Source organism: Microbulbifer sp. VAAF005 (assembly GCF_030012985.1).
Taxonomy (GTDB): Bacteria; Pseudomonadota; Gammaproteobacteria; order Pseudomonadales; family Cellvibrionaceae; genus Microbulbifer.
This window is the reverse complement of record NZ_CP120233.1, coordinates 5,363,183-5,383,408: the sequence shown is the minus strand read 5'-3', so window position 1 is coordinate 5,383,408 and position 20,226 is coordinate 5,363,183. Positions and strand designations below refer to the sequence as shown.

16 protein-coding genes and 1 pseudogene are annotated in these 20,226 nt (G+C 47.6%); 5 read left to right on the top strand and 12 right to left on the bottom strand.

Annotation, left to right across the window (positions count from 1 at the left end):
- Positions 1 to 22: 22 nt before the first annotated feature.
- The 4 genes from P0078_RS24260 to P0078_RS24245 all read right to left on the bottom strand — a co-directional run bounded on the left by P0078_RS24260 (position 23) and on the right by P0078_RS24245 (position 2,738).
- Positions 23 to 1,303 carry a Fic family protein gene (locus tag P0078_RS24260; protein WP_282932418.1) on the bottom strand — a complete coding sequence of 427 codons (1,281 nt, stop codon included), beginning with the start codon at positions 1,301 to 1,303 and terminating at the stop codon, positions 23 to 25.
- Between the two features lie 535 nt (positions 1,304 to 1,838).
- Positions 1,839 to 2,204, bottom strand: coding sequence for a hypothetical protein (locus tag P0078_RS24255; RefSeq protein ID WP_282932417.1), 366 nt, complete (start codon positions 2,202 to 2,204; stop codon positions 1,839 to 1,841).
- Between the two features lie 15 nt (positions 2,205 to 2,219).
- Complete coding sequence (locus P0078_RS24250) at positions 2,220 to 2,459, bottom strand: hypothetical protein (RefSeq protein ID WP_282932416.1); 240 nt, start codon at positions 2,457 to 2,459, stop codon at positions 2,220 to 2,222.
- A gap of 3 nt (positions 2,460 to 2,462) precedes the next feature.
- Positions 2,463 to 2,738: a hypothetical protein gene (locus P0078_RS24245; RefSeq protein WP_282932415.1), complete on the bottom strand. Its 276-nt coding sequence runs from the start codon at positions 2,736 to 2,738 to the stop codon at positions 2,463 to 2,465.
- Between the two features lie 125 nt (positions 2,739 to 2,863).
- Between P0078_RS24245 and P0078_RS24240 the strand changes: the two genes are divergently transcribed.
- Positions 2,864 to 3,415 (top strand): hypothetical protein, encoded by a 552-nt coding sequence (locus tag P0078_RS24240; protein ID WP_282932414.1) that lies wholly within the window; start codon positions 2,864 to 2,866, stop codon positions 3,413 to 3,415.
- Between the two features lie 30 nt (positions 3,416 to 3,445).
- Here the strand turns inward: P0078_RS24240 and P0078_RS24235 are convergent, their stop codons facing one another.
- The 8 genes and pseudogenes from P0078_RS24235 to P0078_RS24200 all read right to left on the bottom strand — a co-directional run bounded on the left by P0078_RS24235 (position 3,446) and on the right by P0078_RS24200 (position 12,961).
- On the bottom strand, positions 3,446 to 4,414 hold the full coding sequence (locus P0078_RS24235; protein WP_282932413.1) for a UDP-glucose 4-epimerase family protein: 969 nt from the start codon (positions 4,412 to 4,414) through the stop codon (positions 3,446 to 3,448).
- 129 nt (positions 4,415 to 4,543) lie between these two features.
- The gene (locus P0078_RS24230) at positions 4,544 to 5,083 is read right to left on the bottom strand and encodes a hypothetical protein (protein WP_282932412.1); all 540 of its coding nucleotides are present in this window, start codon (positions 5,081 to 5,083) and stop codon (positions 4,544 to 4,546) included.
- A 119-nt stretch (positions 5,084 to 5,202) separates the two neighbouring features.
- On the bottom strand, positions 5,203 to 5,973 hold the full coding sequence (locus P0078_RS24225) for an AEC family transporter (RefSeq protein ID WP_282932411.1): 771 nt from the start codon (positions 5,971 to 5,973) through the stop codon (positions 5,203 to 5,205).
- Between the two features lie 340 nt (positions 5,974 to 6,313).
- Positions 6,314 to 6,592: a hypothetical protein gene (locus P0078_RS24220; RefSeq protein WP_282932410.1), complete on the bottom strand. Its 279-nt coding sequence runs from the start codon at positions 6,590 to 6,592 to the stop codon at positions 6,314 to 6,316.
- A gap of 244 nt (positions 6,593 to 6,836) precedes the next feature.
- Positions 6,837 to 9,188 (bottom strand): annotated as a pseudogene (locus tag P0078_RS24215) (efflux RND transporter permease subunit); the annotation flags it as partial.
- Between the two features lie 22 nt (positions 9,189 to 9,210).
- Positions 9,211 to 10,515 carry an efflux RND transporter permease subunit gene (locus tag P0078_RS24210; RefSeq protein WP_282932409.1) on the bottom strand — a complete coding sequence of 435 codons (1,305 nt, stop codon included), beginning with the start codon at positions 10,513 to 10,515 and terminating at the stop codon, positions 9,211 to 9,213.
- Positions 10,516 to 10,525: 10 nt separating this feature from the next.
- Positions 10,526 to 11,635 (bottom strand): efflux RND transporter periplasmic adaptor subunit, encoded by a 1,110-nt coding sequence (locus tag P0078_RS24205; RefSeq protein WP_282932408.1) that lies wholly within the window; start codon positions 11,633 to 11,635, stop codon positions 10,526 to 10,528.
- A gap of 3 nt (positions 11,636 to 11,638) precedes the next feature.
- Positions 11,639 to 12,961 carry a TolC family protein gene (locus tag P0078_RS24200; RefSeq protein WP_282932407.1) on the bottom strand — a complete coding sequence of 441 codons (1,323 nt, stop codon included), beginning with the start codon at positions 12,959 to 12,961 and terminating at the stop codon, positions 11,639 to 11,641.
- Positions 12,962 to 13,327: 366 nt separating this feature from the next.
- Here P0078_RS24200 and P0078_RS24195 point away from each other — a divergent pair, with 366 nt between their 5' ends.
- The 4 genes from P0078_RS24195 (at position 13,328) to P0078_RS24180 (ending at position 19,989) form a co-directional block, all read left to right on the top strand.
- Positions 13,328 to 14,035, top strand: coding sequence for a TVP38/TMEM64 family protein (locus P0078_RS24195; RefSeq protein ID WP_282932406.1), 708 nt, complete (start codon positions 13,328 to 13,330; stop codon positions 14,033 to 14,035).
- Positions 14,035 to 16,278 (top strand): hypothetical protein, encoded by a 2,244-nt coding sequence (locus P0078_RS24190; RefSeq protein WP_282932405.1) that lies wholly within the window; start codon positions 14,035 to 14,037, stop codon positions 16,276 to 16,278. Before P0078_RS24195 ends, P0078_RS24190 begins: the two co-directional genes overlap by 1 nt.
- Positions 16,279 to 16,286: 8 nt before the next feature.
- Entirely contained in the window at positions 16,287 to 17,549 is a 1,263-nt protein-coding gene (locus P0078_RS24185; RefSeq protein ID WP_282934676.1) for a glycosyltransferase, read from the top strand.
- Between the two features lie 133 nt (positions 17,550 to 17,682).
- Positions 17,683 to 19,989, top strand: coding sequence for an endonuclease/exonuclease/phosphatase family protein (locus P0078_RS24180; RefSeq protein WP_282932404.1), 2,307 nt, complete (start codon positions 17,683 to 17,685; stop codon positions 19,987 to 19,989).
- Positions 19,990 to 20,226 lie beyond the last annotated feature (237 nt).

The window sequence follows — 20,226 nt, the reverse complement described above, 5'->3', positions numbered from 1 at the left end:
ATTGATTCGCCAACCAGAACATCTACAAATGCAAAACTTCCCTTACGTCATCTGGGGCAATATAAAATATTGTTTTTATATTTTTCTTTTTTGTAGACTCCAAAAGATTCTTTTCAACTAGCGTATTCAAATATGATCTCGCTGTATTTTCATTAACACCAATATCTATTGCGACTTTCTGAGCGGTAAATCTCTTACCTGGATTCTGTAAGGCATCCTTAACTATTTCTAGTTCACCACGCTTCAACCCTTTTGCCAACTCGCTTCTATCTATCCATTCCATAAAATGATAAAAATCTTGCTTTTTGCTCTCTATATGGTTTCGCAAAGCAATCACAGCATTATCAATTACGTCGACTTGATTATAAATAAAATATGTGAGATCAAAATCATCAGTTTCAGTATATATAAAAGCGGTATCATACTGACTCCTCTTCTCTTGAATAAGCTTACTTATAGATACGTACTCAAAAAGCCAATAACCAGCCCTCAACATATACCAATAAAATAATGCGCGAGCAGTTCTTCCATTTCCATCGCCAAATGGGTGAATAAACCCAATCATAAAATGCAAAATTGCTGCCTTTACTACAGGGTGAATAAATTTATCACTATTGCCAGATTCAGTATCCAAATTTGCAAAAGCACATAAGGCATCCATTCTATCCCTAATAGTTTTATAGCAAGGCGGTCTAAATGCCACCTCACCATAGAGATTCTTAATTTCTATATCGTTATCCTTTCTTATTTCCCCAGGAACAGCCTGATTCTCTATCGCATTAAAAGTTGCAATTTCATGCAGCTCTAAAATTAAGTCAACACTTAACTCTTCATCCTTTTTTTCAACGGCTCTTTTCATAAGCAAATAATTGTTGAAAATCATCTGTTCAGATTTGTCCGCCGGCTTTCTATTGCTTTTAAGCATTTCTTTCGCGACTTTACGGGTCGTTGAGGCTCCCTCTAACTGAGAAGAAGTAATTGCCTCCTCCATCATCAAGCTTTTAACTAAATACTTATCTCTTTCAAGACCCTTGAAAAAAACATCATCTTCTAGAGACCGACCCGCTCCTGTCTCCATGTCTATATGATGCAACTTGGCAAAGAGAGAATCTGGAATACAATAACTAAAATTTTTGCCATTAACTGCTTCGAGGTTTGGCAACACCTTAGAAATTCCCTTTCTTGCGAGCTTCGTCGTTAACCAAGCCAGCTCCTCAGAATCACCTTTATTTACCCTCCATTTAAATTTGTCCCAATGCAGGTAATTACCATCGGCATCAGTTGCCCCATACTTATTAAACATGGGGAGTAGATCTGTGGCAGAAAACTTAGTGAATAGCTCCTCAAAGGATTGAGGCTGTCTTATTCTGGGCATAATATGGATAGTTCTAAACGTAAAATTTTATACTTTAGTTTAGGCCTTGCCTAGAGTAAGTCAACGTAAAAATCTAATTTTAGGTTTTACCCTAAATAAAGTGGCATATAGTCCACATAATACAAGTTTCCCGGCATTCAATCGTCACTGATCACAGCCATACCACCCAAGAAAAACCATATTTTTCAATAACTTAAAAAGCTCTGACAAATACTATAGAGTACATACTGCCTTCAGGGTGTTTTCCAACGCCCATCTTCTAAGCTTTTAGAAACCCCTGGCTCCCCAATACAGCCCACTTATCATTTTTGCTACTACTCCGCCCAAGTTGGCTGCCGGTAAACGGCTGTGCCGAGGATGGCCGCCCCCGACCTATCAAGCCGGATTATCATCATCCGCATACACCTGCACGGGACTGTTGAGCACCTTTAGGTGGGTTAACTGGCACTGGGGGAGGGGGAAGTTATTTAAAAGCTAAGACTCCCTGATTGCGAGGCTCATCATCCTCACTTAACAGCAGTGCCGGTGATACTCCAGAGAGCACCGGAGCACCACCCAGTAAAACACCAAGCAAGGTGGCGGTATCATTGGATACAGTGAAATCACCCTCAGCCAGGCCGTTCTTTTTCAGGTCTCGCCAACGACGACTCTTGCTCACACTCTCTGCCCCCTCGCGCATAAAAGGTAGCCATTGAGCAATAATGCCAACCTTATCTACCAGTGCGCTCATCGGCCCGGCCAGGTGGTACGCGGAACCTGAGAAGTTTTTCTTGCGCACATCCTCCTGAAGTTTTCGAAGCTCGCCGGCAAATTTATTCCAGCGGCCCACCTCAGACTCATTGAACTATGCCCGCAGATTACTCTCATTATTCTTTAGCTGGTCGGATAGCCGGTTAATATAATTACCCTTGGATAATTGCAAACTGCCATCTTCTGCCACCTTAAAGGCTGGACCGAAAATATTCATAAAGGCAGACTGCCGCAGGGCTCCAAATTCCGGTGAGTCCTCACCGAATAGCCGCTTAAAGCCCTTAACGATAGCGGCTCCCTGCTTCTTGCCGGTACCGCCGATAATTTTGTTCACCACCTATTCTACGGAATGTTCCCGCACTTGTCGGTGTTCGCTATCGCAGCTCGCTTTAACTTCAGCAGCCTCTGTAATTCTGCGTAGTGATTTCTCGCATATATCACCGTACGTTTCCCGACTCCATTCTGCGCTGGCGTCAACCTTTTGCAGCACAGAGTCGCATTGCTGCCAAATTAAATCTTCACGGTCGAGCGCTGGGAGCCCTACCCCATGCGATAACACCGTGCGAATAAATGGTTTATCCGCCCGGCCATAGGCGAAATCTATTTCAACCACTGTGCCCGGTTGAGGAAAACCAAAGGCCCCACGCTCATTGCCGGCATGGAGGTAAAGTTCCAGCCACCCCCCAACTATGCGATACTCCCCCTCTAAAAGAAGTGTAAAGAAAACAGGGAAGGCCCATGACCAAAATCACACTTACTCTGGCAGTAATTTTGTTAGCTGGCTGCAGCTCCGTCACTCACCTTTCACAAAGAACAGCAGGGGAAGTCCGGGAGGCAGTCTCTATCCAAGCGGATAAAGAAAATTCCGGCACCCAATTTTCGGGGCCAAAATTGCAAGCAACTACTGATGGCTCCGACTTAAACCTCTACTATTATAATCTCCGTGCCTTCGATCCTACCGACAACGAGCCAACCAAGTACCACCTTCAGGTCTTTATCACTTACCGCAGAGCGTGGCGTCACTATGAATCTGCAGAATTAAGTGGTGGACAGCCAGTAGAAACCGCTCCTATTAACAAGAGTGTCCTTCAGTGTGTCAGCGGCAATGAGTGTATGCTCGAAGAAGCTCTGGATATCGCACTCACCGAAGAGCAAATACTGGCTTCAGTGCGCAATCGGGACAAGCTCAAACTCAAATTGAGAGCAAAGTCTGGACACAGCTCTACTATTGAGGTTCCAGCCAACTATCTACTTGGATTTTACGCAGCGGTTGTAAACTATGAGGGGTAGAGCCCCCTCTCTGTAGGGATAAACTACTAACTAAGTGCTCTTCTGAGCAGGTTCTGGAGCCCTAGCCTGGCAATATGCCTGAGCCGTGTTGGCCAACCCTTCCCCCAGGGCCACTGGGGGAGTCCAGTCCAGCTGCTCTTTGGTTTTAGCAATATCTAACTGCAGGGAGCCGCACAGACGCTCAGCGACAGCCCCCTTTCCTATCAGCTTTAGCGCACTGGTAAGCGCGAGCTGGGGAACTGGTATTAGCGGGGTATTACACCCCAGAGCATGAGATAAGCCACGCAACAAATCTGTGACAGATATATCCATATCATCAGATACAAGAAACACCTGATTTGCCGCATTTGGGTGGCAAATACATACACATATCAAGTCTATTAGATTACCGATAGACACTAAACTACGGCGATTGTTGATTGCACCCAACGGCAAAGGAACGCCCTTTATGAGCCAACTCATCATCGATTGGAAATTCGCCTTTACACCGGGGCCGTAGACTAAAGGAGGGCGAATAACAACTACTTCCATTCCAGTAGTGCCAGCCAACTCGAGCAGCCCATCTTCAGCTTCCTTCTTTGAAAGCCCATAGGGGTCGGTGGGATCGCACTGCTCATCCGCACTAAATGGGGCACGATTGTCGGTGGACTCGCCATTAACTTTAATGGAGCTAAGGTAAATAAAGCGTCTGACACCAGCTGAAGCCGCCTGCTGTGCCAACTTGATAGTGCCCTCAACATTCACTCGCCGAAATTCGGCTAAGGGATCAGCCGAAGTCTCTTCCATCACATGGACACGCGCAGCAGTGTGAATGACCGTATCTATATCAACCAGCGCATCACCCCAATCTGTATTGCTTGACAGATCACCGATCTCAAAACCACCCTCAACCTTGCGGCGATACACTGGCAGGACCGTATAGTCTTCTTTACGAAGCTGTGACAAGAGAGCAGCCCCAACAAAACCGCTGGCACCGGTTAGCAATATACGTCCTTTCAAAGAAAGCCTATTTTTTGCTGAAGAATTCACGTTAGTTTACACCGACTGCCATTTCGACACACCTTTCTAGTCATAAGGATCTTATCAACCAAAATGCAAAACTGAACAGTCACCAGAATAACGCTGGTATTAATTATCCTGCCTTTGATCCATACCACAAAATCGCTCTCTGTCAGCGCTAGCATTCCTAAGCCTGGCCCTGACATTACTCAAGGCCCTCTCATGAGGGGCATAAGTATCAGGCCTGCCCCATTGAGCCTCCCAGGCCTCCCTGGCCTGCAGGCAGGCTTTCGCTTGCTTGAACTTCCAATTCGCTTCCTCACAAGGCTGCAATCCCTGAGGTGACTTGCGGTCACAAATCTGGTGATATTTTTTATGCGCCATCTTCTCCTTGAAGTTCTTAGCGGTAGCCCCTTCAAAGTGGCGAATTGGTGGAGTCTGGACTTTCCTATCAGTACGCCCCTGCTTGTCTCCAGCGCTATCCAAATAGGTTACTGGAAAAAATACAGCATCCAAAAGTTCACCATCTGTATACTGACGGTCACCCGTGCTAATGGAAAAAATGTCGGAAGGGTAATTTGCAAAAACAAAAGACGGAATCACCGGCAGGAAAAATACTATAATTAACAACACCCAAAACGGGAGGTTGACCGAGAATTGCTTTGGCATTGAGTGATGAAACCTCCCTAAACCATCTATTTATGACGGCTGATTCCATATCATACAACCAAATAAAAGAGCTTACGAAGTCTAGTGAATTAGACTACAAATCCCAAATCTGAATACACTTATTGCACCCAATAAGTTAGCACAATAGGCAGAATGAAAATACTCATAAGAGTTGAGAGGAAGATAATACCGGATATCTTGGCCGAATCCTGGGGGCGATAAATGGATATCCAAAGGTAAGTACTAACCGCGCAGGGCATCAGGCATTGCAAAATAAGCACTCCTCGCATAGCACCGACAAAATTAAAAATGTTTGTCAAAACAAGCGCAGTAGTTCCCCCGAGAATCACATGGCCAATAGCAAAGATAATTCCAACCCTAGTGTCGCTCAGTTTAATCTGGGCTAAGCTATGCCCTAGTGTCACCAACATTAGTGGGATCGCCATACCCCCCAGTATATTAAGGGAGGACATAACGGCCTGTGGCAAGCTTATATTAAAAATCAGTGCAACTATAGAAAAAACCACACTATAAATTGCCGGACTAAGTACAATTTCCTTAACAGACCAGCTACCAGAGGTTACTCCAGGAGCAACAACAAAAAAGAAGATCATTCCCACTACAACAAATGCAATCCCGTAAAGAACTCCCGAGTGCCCGAATGCCAGTGCACATACTGCCAGGCCAATATTGCCCACATTATTCATACTTAAACAAGAAAAGTAAGTACGTATATTCTGCCGAAACAATGATAAAAACAGGAGGGCTAGCACCGACATAAGAGAATACATTAGAAAGGCCGCCAGCAACACCCACAGAAATTTATCCAGAACTATCGTCTGCCCCAACATATGATCCAATATCAACGCAGGATAACCAATATGGGCCATTAATTTAGATACCATTCTAGAGTTTAGCTCTTGCTTACTCGCTGCGAACAGGTACCCAATAAGAACACAGATAAATACGGGAGCAACAACCTCAAATACGTTCTCAAACAAGGTTCTCATCGAACGTTAAACTCTCATCATCCCACGTCTTGGCATAGCAAAATAATTTTTCATTTTGGGGACTGGTATCACTTACCCACTTGGGCACACCCAGAACATAGGTTTTTAACTATCCTCAGGTAAAATCATCAATTAATTCTATCGTAGAGCTACATAGAAGAAACCTCATTAATATAACAAGCCGCTATCAAACTGAAAGAAATAGAACATGAATATCTGCCTATAAGTTCAGCTGTAACTCTTTAAGATTTAAGGTTGGGGTTATCCAAATTTCAGCATCAAAGGCTGCAAAAAATTTTTCATTGTAGGTCATTAACTGATCTTGGCAATTTTCCTCAAAGATAAAAAGCGCTGCGCGCTTACCATGCTCCAGGAAGAAGTAAGAGGCTTCTGGATTTGCTGTGGCAATAAAGTCGTTCATGGCGACAGACATGCTATTGTCAGTAATAGACTTATTGCCGGCCTTAACCGGTATCAAGACTTTCATTAGTAGACGCATTTAGATCCCTGCTATTTTTCGCGATTACGGGATCAAAACATAGCCTTTTAGCTATCCCACTGCGCTGTATTAAGTGACAATTCTCAAAACGAAGTCTTGATAATTAATAAAAGTCAATTCGCTAGAAATGTAACTTTCTTACCTGTAATATTTTCGCCTACAAGAGCCACCAAGTTACGAAGCCCTACCCATCCTCAGAGAAAATACCCCGTCAGTAGAACAAGACCAGGGTAGTTAACTCGCCTCAGGTAGTTACCAAATCACTGGGATCACTGCCTTTTTTTGGCGCTTGTTCAACCCACTTTATCCACTTTAAATCCTCTACCATAGTTGTATATATAACCGGCACCAAAAATAAGGTCCCAAAAGTAGCCAGGATAAGTCCTCCAATTTGCGCAAAACATAATGGCCGCCATAGAGGGCCACCATGAATAGCTAAGGGAATTAAAGCAAAAGTTGTCGCAGCAATAGTGATAAGGATGGGGCGCAACCTCAGGATTCCCGCGTCCAGTAGAGCCTGACGAAATGAATCTCCAGCGGCATGGCGCACTTCTATAAAGTCAAACAACACGATAATGTGACTTACAATAACCCCAATAAGGCTCACGATCCCCAGAAATGCCATGAAGCCAAATGGTTGCCCGGAAATAAATAATGCAGCAAGTGCTCCTACCATACCCAAAGGGACAGTAGCAAATACTACTAGCGGTTTTATCAGACTGCTGAACTGGAATACCAGAGCGAGAAATATTGCACTAGAGGAGACAGCCATAATCATCAGCAACTGTAAGAACCCATGTCGAGTACTGGCTGCATCTCCAGATATTTGCAGTTGATATCCGGCAGGCAGGGATTCAGAGAATTCATCCAACTCTTCCTGAATACCCGCCACTATATCTGATGAAATAAATCCTGCGTATGGAAATGCATAGACAGTAATCGTACGAAATTTCTCCAACCGATAGATTCGTTCTGTCGAGAACAAAATTGAAGTAGTTGCCACTTGTCGCAAGGGAATATGAATATCGCTATCAGATGCAAATACATACAAATTATTGACATCTTCCAATTGTCCGCGCTCCGCCAGGCGCAGTTGCGCTACGATGGGAATTTCTTTATCTCCCTGCCGTAAAGTATCCACAGTAGAACCATTAAAGCCGGAAGATGATGCTATCGCGATATCAGCATTGGTTACTCCTGACATCTCAGCCCTGTCTTCCAACACATTCATATTTAGCACTAAGCTTTTTCCTGCCCAATCTGCACGAACTACACGAGCGTAGGGAGACTTTTCAACAATTTCTTTAACTTTTGCAGCGTATTCTCTCAGGAGTGAAATATCCTTCTCTTCCTCAAGAGACCCAACGGCTACGCGTCCCGAAACCCTTATCTCAACAGGGTGCTCAACTGTGCTTGTCTGCAGCTGCCGAACGTCCAACCCCGCCCCTGGAATACGTTCAGAAAGGGCGCTTTGAATGAGTGGAATCAAAATAGGAGTCAAATATTTATTGCTTAATCGAACTATTATCTGCCCATAATTCGGCTGCTTTTGCTGAGGGTTGGCGGTGTACCAAAAACGCGGTGCTCCACCACCCAAAGTACTACTAATTCCCTCCAAAATGGGTTTATCACTATCTTTTATATGTTTCTTTTCATACTCCTCAATAGTCTCCCTAATTATCTCTTCCGCTACTTTTGCAACATTGTCTGTTGCATCAATACTCGCATCATTTTGCAACCAAACATCAACATAAAAGAGATACTGAACATCTGCAGGAAAAAATGCATTCCTCAACTGGCTTTTTATAACAACACCTAGCACAAGCAATCCCAGGGCAATAAACAGTACAATCTTTCTATTACTGATCGCCCAATCTGCCGCGCGATAATAACGCCCTGTAAGCCCCTCTTTTCGCCTAACTTCCAAACTTTGCTCCACTTGTTGAGGAGGGCGTAACAACGTGTTACCTAGAAAAGGAATAAATGTCATAGATACTATGCGGGATGCAACCAAAGCGCATACCATAACAATAGGAAGGCTATGCAGAAAATCACCCTGATTACCCGTCAGCAATAGGAATGGAAGATATGCAACAATATTGGTTAGAGTTGCAAAAAAAATGGCCTTGGCTAGCAAAGTTGGCCCCAACCAAGCTGCAATAATAGAGGGTTTTCCAGATGCCATTTGCCGTTTGATCGCATCGCTTGCTACAACAGGATCGTCTACCAACAGCCCCAGTGCGATAATCAGCGCCGCAATAGACACTTGCTGGATATCGATTCCCAACAACTGCATAAACCCGAAGGTCATTGTCAATGTTACGGGTATGGATATCATTAAAAGCACAGCAGATCGCCAATCGGAAAATCCGATAAATGCAATTATTACGACCAAAATAATTGCTTCAATCAAAGCTTCCAGAAAGAGACTTACACTCTCTCGTACCTGCCGTGGCTGATCAGAAACTCGATCTATAATCAGGTCTTTTGGCAGGTCCACTTTGACTTTTTCTAGGACTTCACTGACATTGCGTCCGAGCTCTCCGATTTGTCTACCATCCAGCATCTGCACTGAGAGGTTAATGCTGCGGCTACGCTGCCACTCACTATTCTCATCCCTATTTACATAGTAATTTAAAAGTGGGGGGACTTTGGTACCCCATAATTACATCAACTATCCCCCGCAAGTACACTGGCGTCCCCGTATCGCTCAGTGTCACAGGAACGTCAGCTATTTCCTCATGATTGGTGAATTCACCACTGGGCATAATGGCTATACCCAGGTCATCCGCAATAATCGAACCTCCGGGGATAGTTGTATTACGAGCATTTAGAACCGGAGCGATCATATCAGGCCGCAGGCCATAGGAAGCCAACCTCTCTTGGGAATAAAACAGTTTCACTTCTTGAGTGAGTACACCTGTTCTTACCACCCTTTTTACTTCTGGAATAGCTCTGATATTAGATGCGATAAGGTCTGAAAAATCATCGAGCTGACGATAACTATATTTAGCTCCCGCAACCTTCATTAAATGGTCACGGGTATTGACGAGATTGCGAACTACGAAAGGGTCCCATGCATCCGGAAAAAAACGCTGGGCACTTAATTTATCAGACAAATAGCGTTTTGTTGCCGCCAGCAACTCGCCGTTACTTTTATCTGATAGGAAATCTACCCCTAAATAGCCGGCCCCGTTTAAAACTTCAAAATCTGTTCCATAACCTTGCGCTTCAAGCCAACTCGCAAATATCCATAATCCTGTGGCAGAGTATGTATTAGCCAAGGACAAAGGGAGGGCGACAACAATACTTACGCGCTTGTCGCTATTTGATTCCTGTCCGCGAATCTCAGATATTCCCTCCCTAATATCTTCCGCACGCAAGGTAATCTCAGTTGGTCCAGCTCGAGGACTGGCCACACTAAGCAATACTGCAGCTGTATCACCAAACTCAGAATTCAGAGAAATTTTACTGGCTCCAGAAGGTAGTTGCTGCTGGGCATCAATCAACTTCAGGTTAAGGTCATTAAAAGCTTTAGTAGCATCAGTTTTCGGTGCCAACTGTGCTTGCACCATAGAAACGCCATTTAATGTCAGGGATTTAATCCCAAAAGTTCTCGAATCTGGCTCATGGAGATATTCACTTTGCGCTATCGCTTCTTCCACCTTCCGGGTTACTAACTCCTCAACCCTAACAGCTGATTGTCCTGGCCAATGAGTCGTCGCTATTGCAATACGCACAGGAATGTCTGGATCTTTACTTTTTGGCATGAATAGATAGGCAACCACCCCCCATATCAGGAAAGTCACCAGCAATGCTGCCGAAATACTCGGATTATCTACAAAAAAACGGGCAGTATTGAAACGGTGGTGACTTTCCGCCTCAACAATTTCTGCATGTCTTTTTTCTTTCTGATCTGCCATCCCCTAGTCCTCAAGGCACGACTATTATGGCTTCCCCATTGCTGAGCTGAGCAGCACCAGTAGAAACCACTTCCTCGCCCTCCGTAACCCCCTGGATAATGACAATATCGTTGCCTGTTACCTGTCCCGGGAGTACCTTTCTTAGCTTTGCTCGCAAAACTTCTCCATCTCTCTCCAATACAAATACAGCAAACCCTTTTGCTTTTCCCGGATGAGCAACTAAACAAGAAAGCGGTATAACGACCCTATCTTGAGGTATCGGTATTTTGTCCAATGCCAGAGACATAATCATACCTACCCGTAACTGAGCCTTGGGATTATCAACAGTGACCGTAATTGCAAATACCCGAGTTCGAGGGTCAGCCATAGGGGAAACTTCAGTGATCATCCCTTTGAAAGTAAGATCTGGTAATGACTCCGTACGCAGTGACACCACACTACCTAGAGGGGCATAACTCAACACCAAGTCCGGTACAGAAAATACAACCTTCACTCGAGTGATATCAGCCACAATGTAACCAACCGACTGTGTGTGAACTAATGTGCCCACTTCAATGTTCCGCTGCAGGATAATTCCGGTAAGTGGGGATCGCAGCACTGTATCCCGCAACTCTTCCTCTGCCCGGTCTAAATGAGCCTTACTGCCAACGACTGTAGCCTGTGCAATTTCATACTCTTCCCTGGCTGTATCATAATCAGGAGCGGTGATACTAGCCGTGGCAAAAAGTGCAGTTGCCCTTTTGTAGTTAAGATCAGCTTTACGCCGTTCCGCTTCAGCTTTACTCACGTTTGCAGCTGCTTCCACCACGCGATCCCGATATTGCTCGTCATCAATCTTAGCCAGTACCTCGTGACGTTTTACATAATCTCCTCCCTGCAGCAAACGAGTCTGTCCGAGCGCCTTTCGGGATGGAATCACACGTACATAGCCTTCAGCTCGAAACGCCACATCAACTTGTGTATAAGGATTGACAACTGCAGAATAGGGATAACCCGCTGCAGCGTCTTGCGTGCGGGCAACAAAAACTTCTACTGGTGTGGGCTTTTTCTCTGGTGGATGGCGGTGACAACCTGTAACAACCACTAGCATTGTAAAAAGACAAAGGCTGATAAAGCGCATTTATCACACCTCCCCCACGGACCTTTCATATTCAGCCAAAGATCCCCACACAGAAAGTACAGCGCGGTTGTAATCACTATTCGCGCGAAAAAGCTGTTTTTCCGCCTCCAGTACATCACTTAGAACTGCGGCTTGTTCGCGGTAACGATTTGTCATTACACGCACTTTCTCTTGGTAAGCTGCCTGTAATTCCCTTGCAACTCCCACAGATTCTTGGGAGGTACGTAATCGTCGCAGGCTCTCACGCACTTCTATTTCTATTCGATTGCGAACCTCTTCCGACTTTTTTTCAGCTTCAATGATTTTACTGGCACGACTGGATAGCTCATCTCGTTTTCGCCCCCAATCAAAAAACTCCCAGCGCATTTCCAGAGCAACAAATGCTTCGGCATCAGGTATCAACCTAACGTCATAGAGTTTTAGGTATTCAACAGTCAAATCTACATCGGGGATATATTCAGACTTTTTAACATCGTAGCTATATTCAGCGCGCTCAATTGACAGCTCTGACTCAGCGAGATCTGGACGCTGCTCAAAGGCTAGCCCCAAAGAAGTTTCTATATCGAAGACTAAATGATGAGGGTTTGGAAGACTCTGAATATTGAAAGGAGTTTCAACATCCCGATCCATCAATGCATTGAGACGCTCTTTCGCTGTAGCCATTTCATCGGTAAGACGCTGGCGCTCCAATTTGCGCTGCGCAAGGCGTGCACGTACATCCAAGAGTTCATATTCAAGGGCAACTTGTTGCGCGACATAATTCCCTACAAGCTCACTCAGGGAAGTAAGGAAGATAATGGCTTCATCTACAGCCTGTAGATCCCCAAGTATTCTGCCAATTTCAAAGTACTGGATCTTGGTGAGGTAGCCCACATCCTGTTGCACCAGGCGAACTTTCTCCTCCGCCATTTCGGTCACAACATACCCCTCACAAATCTCGAGCTCTATGGTATACAACTGTGTGATAGGTTGGGTCGCACTGACGGAAAAGGACTTGGTCACACCTTCCTCTGATGTGATCTCGATATCTTCTGGAGGAATAGGCCCAATTGGGGAGTTTTGCACCCAGACGCCACGATCAAAGGTATACCTCTGGCGTGTAAGGTTATCAATGATGCCCGCTTTCATTTCCAACCGGGGATAGCGCCTTGTTTTTAATGCCTCAACGTCATCCCAAACCTCATTGACTTCAAGTGCAGCCGCTTGAACCCGTAAATTGGCAGTCACCGCCAAATCAACAGCATCCTCCAGAGTCAAAACCGGTTCGCTGGCATAGCTCCAGGCTCCACCGCCAGTTAGCAATATTGCGAGCGCGCACTCGAACAACGGTCACCTCTATTTCCAGCAACAATTTTGATCTGCTCACTGCGCAAATAAATTTAGGATCGAGTAAGTATATCTGTTGACAGCCACTGTCCTGGCCACTGAACCCAGACTGGCGGATTCCTGCTTATCCTCTTAATTGATATTTAAATTTTTAATAAATCAACAAATTAATATTCCATCCACTCAAAACTAAAGAGTCATTATCGAAACCACCAATGCCCTTCGGGATATTTCGTCTCACCCATCAATTTGCCCAATAAAAACTGTCAGGACGCCATAAAGAAGTATCGCCTGTCGCCATCCTTTAGCTAGGCTAATTAATGGCGGCAATCAAAACCGTGTTTCTTTGGTTCCGTGGATAACCCTATGGTGGCGAAGCTTCTTCCTTTATTGATTCTCGCGGTTTGCACTATCGCCGTAGCCGGGGTATTGAGTTTATTGGTTTATTTTGACCTTGATGACCAAATTATTGAGCTAATGCAATGGCTCAACGAGCAGGGCTGGCAGACAAGCTTGCTATTTATCTTAATTGTGGCCGCAGCAATCGTCTTTTTATTACCTGGCGTCATTTTTACGATGGGAGCGGGGTTTGTATTTGGCGTTATAAAAGGAACCCTACTGGTCATCGCCGGCACCGTACTCGGGGCAACCCTGGCATTTCTAATCGCCCGCTATCTCCTCGGCGAAAGAGCCTCCCGGTGGATTATGTCCCATATCAAACCCGCAACGGTCGGCGAGGTGATTCGTCGCGAGGGTTGGCAAATGATTATGCTGACCCGACTGGTCCCCCTATTCCCTTTTAAGTTGTCGAACTACTTCTTTGGACTAACTCCGGTTCGACTGCGTGACTTTGTGATCGGCAATGCGCTTGGAGTTATCCCACTCACATTACACAACGTTTACATCGGCTCTATTGCCGCAGACCTTACCTCCCTGGGTAAGGTTGAGGAACGCACGCCCGTCCAGTGGGGGTTTTACATTGCCGGTTTTGCCCTCGCCGTCATCGCACTAATCGGGCTCACCCGCATGGCTCGCCGTGCATTGAAAAGAATTATTAAAGAAGAGGACCTCTGATGCCTTGGATGAAATGGCTCCCTTGGCGCTTCTTCGTACGCCGCTTTGCCACCGCTCACGGTTTCCTTGACCCACTCACGTTAATGGCGCATTTACAGCGCTTTGCTGAACCCTCGGAGGTGAGTGAACCCATCGAGCTGCTGCGAGCAGGAGCGGTATTTCACGCTCGTGCGTTAATTAACAGCAAGGTGATACAACACAACCTGGACTGGGTTTGGCCCTACTGGATCCAGCGCCAATTCGACCCCCATGACAAGTCGTTTATTCCACGCGCCTTTTCCATTAGTCACTGCAACCTAAGCCACCGAAACTGGACTGCAGTTGGCATACCGGACTGCGAAGAGTTACCGATTATAGATCCGCGAGGCCTGCTAACACCCCACTACGATGGCTGGTCTATCGATGCCTGGATTATCAGTGACAGCGGTGAAGAGTTGATGCCCTCTACCCTCGGATTCTGCAACCAGCACCAGGAACTGGGAGATGATATTGCAATAGTCACAGAATCCCACCGTCGCGGTCTTAAGTTACACAACAGAGCTTCAGCGAGCCTACTCCAGGGCCACCCCCGCTGCGTGCTAGAACTCAACGCGCAGTGCCCAGGAGGAGGCTGGCTCATGGTCGTTCTACGCCCCTGCAACCCCGAAGGGGTCAGCTTTGTACATAAGGTTCGCCTGAGCGACAGTGGGCGCAGTTGGCTTATTGAAGATAAGGCTGCAGTCGAGTTCAGTCAGCAGGTAGACAAACATTTGGCATCTAACTACAAGCGCGGTGATATCTATCTACATCTCAGAGATAAGGAGAGTAGCCGCGAAGGGCTTTGCGATATTGGCATGGCCTCCGCAGCTGCCATGTTTCGTATTGAAGACCGAAAATCCCGTAAGATTGAAGTTGCCATCCCCTTGGTTACAGAAGAGAGCAAACAACGCTCTCCCCTCTGCTGGGAACACGTCCTGGAAGGTCACTGCGCCCTAACCGTGCCCGACGAAAAGTTTCAATTTCTCTACGACTCGGCAATACGTACCCTCATCCTCCACTCACCCAAAGATGTTTACCCAGGGCCATACACCTACAAGCGGTTTTGGTTTCGAGATGCCGCGTTTATGATCCAGTCGCTACTTTTTGCTGGCTTTATCAACCGCGCAGAGAGAGCCCTGGAGCAGTTTCCCCATCGGCAAAAGCGGGATGGATTTTTTCACTCTCAGGACGGGGAGTGGGATTCAAATGGCGAAGCCCTGTGGATTTTTAACCTTTACGGTGAATTAACCGGCAGCCCCCTCAAGCAGGCATGGTGTGACCCTGTTGTAAAAGGTGCCAAGTGGATTATCGGTAAGCGCCTACCGAAAGATGACAGTCTCTGTGGAGGGCTTCTGCCGGCAGGTTTCAGTGCAGAACACCTTGGACCCAACGACTGCTACTACTGGGATGATTTCTGGGGCGTCGCCGGTTTACAAAGTGCAGCGGCCATCTGTACGCGCGAGGGGATGGATGACAATGCCCATCGCTTTAATAATGCTGCCAGCGACTTCCAGCGCACCATTGACCACAGCCTTCAAGGCGCTCAAGACCGCCTGGGACGTCCCGCTATGCCCGCTTCACCAAACCGGCGCCTGGATGCCGGAGCCATCGGGTCAATCGCCGCCGGTTATCCTCTACAACTTTATCCCCCCGAAGACCCTAGACTGATAGACCTGGCGGAATACCTGATGAAGAAGTGTTTTGTCAGTGGCGGCTTTTTCCAGGACATGATCCACTCAGGCATTAACGCTTACCTCACCCTCCATATTGCCCAGGTATTGCTTCGCGCTGGGGATCCTCGCTGTATTGACCTTATGCGCAGTGTGGCAGAGCTGGCATCACCAACGGGACAATGGCCAGAGGCTATCCACCCCCACTCCCTCGGAGGATGTATGGGAGATGGACAACATGCCTGGGCGGCAGCTGAGTGGGTGGCGATGCAGCGCAATTGCTTTGTACGGGAAGAGCAAGATGCCCTGGTACTGATCTCCGGATTACCCCCGGAATGGCTCCAAGGCACCGACTCCGATCACCCCATCCGCTTTGGGCCCGCACCCACTCGCTTTGGACCAGTCACCCTGGAAATCCAACCAGGCTCTACGCCCAAGGTTTCTTGGGCTGCCGATTGGCATGGAAAACCCCCAGCAATCGCCATTAAAGCTATCGGCTTCCGGTCTGTGCTGATTACAGACGATGCCCAGAGTGCGGAGTTGAGCCCTCAGTGAATATCGTTATGCTCACTAACACCTACCTGCCCCACGTAGGCGGTGTTGCACACTCCGTCGCAGCCTTTAGCAAGGAGTACCGAAAACTCGGGCACAAGGTACTCGTAATAGCACCCGAGTTCTCTCAAAAATCCGATGATGAAGAGCATATTCTGAGAATTCACTCAATCCAGAATTTTAACGGCACCGACTTTTCCATGGCTTTGCCATTTTCAGGCGTTTTGAATGACGCACTAGATAAATTCCGCCCGGATATCCTTCATGCTCACCATCCTTTCCTTTTAGGACTAAGTGCGCTACGAATTTCGCGGGAGCGGGAACTTCCCCTCGTTTTTACCCATCACACGCTGTATGAACACTACACCCACAACTTAATGGGAGATTCGCAAGCACTAAAACGTTTCGTTATGGAGGTCGCAACCCGATATGCCAATAAAGCGAACCTCGTCCTGGCCCCAAGCATGAGTATTGTGAGGCTACTCCGGGAGCGAGGGGTACAAACTCCAATTGCGGAAGTCCCTACCGGAGTAGATCCGGAACAGTACGCCCATGGCAAGGGAGATCAACTAAGGAAAAAGTTGAAAATACCTGCATCGGCATTTCTGCTGGGGCACTTGGGACGTTTTGGGAAAGAAAAAAACCTTATTTTCCTTTGTCAGGCTGTCGCCAAATTTTTACAAGAATATCCTTCCGCCCATTTCCTGCTCGCTGGAAGTGGGCCACTGGAAGATCAGCTTCAACAGTTTTTTATCAATAAAAAGTTAATACAGCGGGTGCATATGCCGGGAAAAGTAATTGGCAATGCACGCCGTGATGTTTACAGTGCAATGGATACTTTCCTGTTTACTTCCACCACTGAAACTCAAGGATTAGTTTTATCTGAAGCAATGGCATCTGGGGTGCCAGTGATTGCTCTCGAAGCCAATGGATCACGAGATATGTTGAAACAAGGCATTAACGGCTGCCTTGTAACCAAAGAAACACTCAATGATTTTGTTGCAGCAATACGCTGGTTTCACAACCAGCCTCACGATCGCCGTCAGCAACTAATTAAAGAAGCCAGATTAACTGCCCAGGATTTCTCCATGAAGAGTTGTGCGCAACGTGCGCTGGATCTTTATCAACCACTAGTGCATTACAACTGGCCGCTTGATAATTCCATTTACGCGCGATGTGTACGCACGGGAAAATTAATCACCATACAATGGGAAATTTTTGAAGGCTTCACCGAAGCTGCCGGCGCAGCCCTGAATCAACCACCCAAGCGTTAGTCCAGAAACCATGTTAAGCCGTATCGGACTATCCATCAGACGCTGGCGCCGCCGACTAAGTCGAAGTGAGTGGATCACTCGCCTGCTTGGGTTATCCACTAACCCAAACAGCCCTCATGCTCCAGGGCTCATTTTGATTCAAATTGACGGGCTGGCCTACCCCGAACTTCTCAAAGCACTAGCCCGGGGACGGATGCCATTCCTCAAACGGTTAATAAGGAAAGAGCACTATCGCCTGGAGCATATGTACCCAGGAGTACCCTCGACAACTCCGGCGGTACAGGCCGAGCTTTTTTACGGAGTGCGCCAAGCCGTACCCGCCTTTGGTTTTCTGGTCCATGAGACACAAAAGCTGGGGCGCATGTATGACCCGGAGGTTGCCGCCCTGGTAGAAAAGAGAATTAAGGCTCAACACCGGGATCCACTTTTAAGAGGAGGCAGTTGTTACCTAAGTTTATTCAAGGCCGGTACAAAAACCGGTGAAGCACACTTCTGTCCTGCAGATCAGGGTTGGGGTCCGGCTCTACGCGAGGCCGGCCCTATAGCAATCACCATCTTGATTCTCACCAATATTTGGAGCCTGGTTCGTACCACAGCTCTGATTTTGGTTGAATTGGTTTTATCCCTGGTAGATTGCATACGCGGGATTATTGCCGGCCAAAACCTGCTAAAGGAATTGATGTTTATCCCAACAAGGGTCGCCATCACCATTCTTACCAGGGAACTGTGTACCATGGGGGTGAAAGTCGATATCACCCGTGGCCTACCGATTATTTACATCAACCTACTTGGTTACGATGAACAATCCCACCGGCGCGGGCCAAAGTCAGCCTTTGCCCACTGGGTATTAAAAGGGATAGACAGCGCGATAGCCAAAATCTGGAAGGCTGCTCACGGTTCTGAACGGCGGCACTACGATGTGTGGATTTTTTCAGACCACGGTCAGGAACAAACCGTAGCCTATGAAGAAGTCAATGGGCGCAGCCTTGGCGATGCCCTCTCGGAAGCTCTATCCAGTTTACCTTCAGCGCCACAGATCAAATCTACCACCATCCCCAAAAAGGTCCGATTCGAGCGGGCCCGCCTGTTCGGCAGTGAGTGGATGGACAAAAGCAGTATCGAGGAGGAGTCCAAACAAGAGGGCGATAGAGCACCCACTGCCGTAGCGGCCCTGGGCCCAATCGCCATGCTGTACAACATAGACTTGAACGGCACCAGCCGGGCAGATGCCGCCAAAAGGATGGTAGAACAAGCCAAAGTGCCCCTAGTGCTCTATCTGGAAGACCCATCCTCCCCCGCTTCCTCACCAGTGCGTGGATGGTGGAAAGATGGCCCCATCAAGCTTCCTGAAGACGGACGCAAGCTGATGGGGGACGAGCACCCCTACCCGGTTGAAGCCGCTGAGGATATGGCCAGCCTGTGTCGGCATCCAGACTCTGGCGACTTTATGATGTACGGCTGGTGTGCCGGCATGCAGCAACCCATGACTTTCGCCATGGAGAATGGCAGCCATGGTGGCTCTGGCCCCAATGAAACCCATGCCTTCGCCCTGATGCCAGAGGATATCCAGCCCCCTGACCCCAGCCGGGGTTATTGGCGCCCGCAGGATCTGCGCTCCACAGCCCGCGCCTATCTCCGTGGCGCCCGCCCCATGAAGGTAGATAACCACAGGATGCCAAAAACTGTTTTGCGCATCATGACCTACAACGTACACAGTTGCCGAGGGCTAGATGGCAAGCTCTCCCCACAGCGAATTGCCCGGGTAATTGCCCGCTATCGCCCGGATGTGGTGGCATTACAAGAACTGGATGTCATGCGCAAACGCACCGGAGGCCTCGACCAGGCTGAGAGACTTGCTCGTCTACTGGCAATGGACCTGCACTTCCAGCCAACCATAAATATGAAAGAGGAGCGCTACGGCGATGCGATCCTCACCCATCTCCCCGCCCGACTCATCAAGAAAGGGATTTTGCCCGGCCCTCCCTCCGGCAAAGGGGGGCTTTTTAACCCTGCTGCAGACGAACCTCGCGGAGCTGTTTGGGTGGAAATCGAGGCCAATGGCAAACCTATCCAGATTATCAACACCCACCTGGGGCTATCCCGTGCAGAGCGGCTGCGTCAGGTAGATGCCCTTCTCGGCCCCGAATGGCTTAGCAATCCCCGCTGCACCGGAGAGCGAGTGCTGCTGGGGGACTTCAACGCGCTACCCAACTCTGCCGAGTGCAAGCGCCTCGGGGGCTATCTCAGGGATGCCCAGGAACAGGCGCCTCGCCACACCCCCAAAGGAACCTTTCTAAAGGTCCGCATTGATCACATATTCCTCAGTGCAGGACTCAATGTGAAACGGGTACGGGTGCCCAAGACTTCACTGACCCGCCAAGCCTCAGATCACCTGCCATTGATCGTGGATATTGACTTACCCATCAAGGGGAGAAAGTAATCGATCTCGGCTTATCGCGCCCCTCATTCTTAACACCTTCCACCCCAAGCAATAACACTTGAAAAATGCCCCGCAGCCCCCACAATAAGCGGAGAATATTTGAATAAATCCTTTAAAAATATAGGGTTTTTGCGAATTCATAGAGACTGGCAGACGGGCATTAAAAGGGTTTCCCCGACTTGATGCCCCCCACTGCGAGCGATATGATTCTTTTATCAATTAATAGCAGGAGTCGCT